At 56.9% G+C, this 2,095-nt stretch carries 2 protein-coding genes; both read left to right on the forward strand.

The genetic code is table 11. The annotated features are described in order from the left end of the window. The coding region (locus tag AB4043_RS24030; protein ID WP_442308319.1) for a hypothetical protein at positions 1–1,107 on the forward strand (1,107 nt) is incomplete at its 5' end. 248 nt (positions 1,108–1,355) lie between these two features. Next, on the forward strand, positions 1,356–1,961 hold the full coding sequence (locus AB4043_RS24035) for a hypothetical protein (RefSeq protein WP_442308320.1): 606 nt from the start codon (positions 1,356–1,358) through the stop codon (positions 1,959–1,961). The last annotated feature ends 134 nt before the right edge of the window (positions 1,962–2,095 follow it).

Below are 2,095 nucleotides of genomic sequence, written 5' to 3' on the forward strand. Positions count from 1 at the left end.
GCCTTGTGGCGTGGACTGCTGACCATCAACTTTGACATGTCGGGAGATACATGGAGTCCGTCGAAGCTGGAGGGAGTGCGGAATCTAATCGACATTTACCACTACCTTGAACACGTGGGCCTGGTGGGTCGCTGGGTCCACGTCTATCGCCCCGCTGTGCGGGGCGACGATCCAACCATGTATTTCGAGCGGTTGAGCCGCGATGGGAACCGCGGCATCATCATTCTCAAGCACGTTGCTGCCGGACCTGTGGTTGTATGGCCAAAAGGGCTTAACCCCGCAAACAAATATCTGGTCTCTTATCAGGAATCGGACCAAGGCGAGTCCAGGACGGGCGCCGACCTGATGAAGTCAGGCATCACCCTCAATCACCAGGCTGCCGGCGAACTGATCTACCTGAATGTCCCTTTCCATCCGGACAGCAGGCTTTATCGCGCAAAACCGACATCGCCCGCCGATGTGCGTAAGGCGAGTGCCAGTAATATGGGCTATCCCGGCGTCGAGATAAGGTGGGGTCCGGCTCACGATGAACAATGGATTTCCTATTACGAAGTGGCACGCGACGGAGCCGTGATCGATAAGGTCGCCAAGGGAACTTACTTTTTCGATCACTCCGCAGGCGCCGACCTGGGCGCCCAGTATGCAGTGAGAGCTGTCAATGGCGGAGGGTTGGCCTCCCCGTTCGCGGAGGCGGCCGGTTCCGTCGCGGCGACTCGCGGTATCGTGCTTGACGATGTTTCGCCGACGGGACTGTCCTACACCGGAGACTGGAAACACGAAGTCAAACTGCAACCGGCGTACGCCGGCACTCTGACCTCGTCCTCGGAGAAAGGTGCAGCCGTGGAGTTCAAGTTCGAGGGAACGGGGTTCACCTGGTTCACGCGCCTTTGCGGAGAATGCGGCGAAGCTGAAGTCAACATCGACGGTCAAGATGTGGCCGGCATCGACACGTATTCAGCGGATGACATCTTCGGGGTGGGTATCTATAGCAAGAGCTTCGCTACTGCCGGAGAACATCAGGTGAAGATCACAGTTCTGGGAAAACATGCGGGACCTCGTGGGGCGGGGACACGTGTTTACCTGGACGGAATCCGTATAGCCAGGTAAGCCAAACTTCCGGAACACCATCAGCGCCCCCCTTACAGCACTTCGCTTTTTACTGCGCTGCAAGATGGGCATGGCATAATCGCACTATCATCGGCGGCAAGAGAGCTAGCAGTCAGGGTGCGCTACACTGGCGACACACCTGTCATTCAAATCGGGTGCACGCTCATCCCGAACAATAAATTTTTGAGATAGGGGTTTTGCCCATGGAGAGAGCGCCGACGGCTCGTCTTGCAGGAATTTTTCGGCCCGTGACCATTGCGATACTTTGCCTCGCTACCTTGTTTTTTGTGTATCGCTCGATCCACTGGAGCTGGCAGTGGGACACTTCTGCCATGCATTACGTCAGCTTTTTCATAGATCACGGCAAGGCTCCGTACCGCGACATCGTTGACATGAACATGCCTGGTTCCTACTTCCTGGAAGGCTGGGCGTTGCGGATCTTTGGACCTGGCGATCTCGGCTGGCGGATGTATGACTTCTTTCTGCTCGCCGTTACGACCGCATCCATGATCGTGATCGCCTGGCCGTATGACTGGCTGGCAGGGCTATTTGGCGGAGCGATGTTCACTCTCATCCATGGAGCCGAGGGGGCGGGAAATGCCGCCCAACGGGAAGAGGTCATGACAGTCCTGATCGTGGCCGGAATTGCCTTTGCCTTCTCAGCTCTGCGGGCAAGGCGCCCCCTGCTGATGCTTCCGTTCGGCTTTCTGGTCTGGTTGGCCGTCTCGCTAAAGCCTACGGTTGCCCCCCTGGGCATCGTTCTTCTGCTGATGTCAATCCCTCCGCTGCGGAGACGCAAAGAAGCAGTCATTCCTTATATGGGTTTACAGGCGCCGCCGGCCTTCTCCTGCTGATTCCCGGGTATTGCATTTCAATCTATCAGGCAAAGCCAAACGTTGAACTGACAGACGCACTTATGCAGGATCTGAATCGCCTGGGTGGGCCGAAACTACAGAACCAGGTGCAGTGCCTTGACATGGTATCCGGC

It is taken from the genome of Terriglobus sp. YAF25, assembly GCF_052113305.1.
GTDB lineage: Bacteria > Acidobacteriota > Terriglobia > Terriglobales > Acidobacteriaceae > Terriglobus.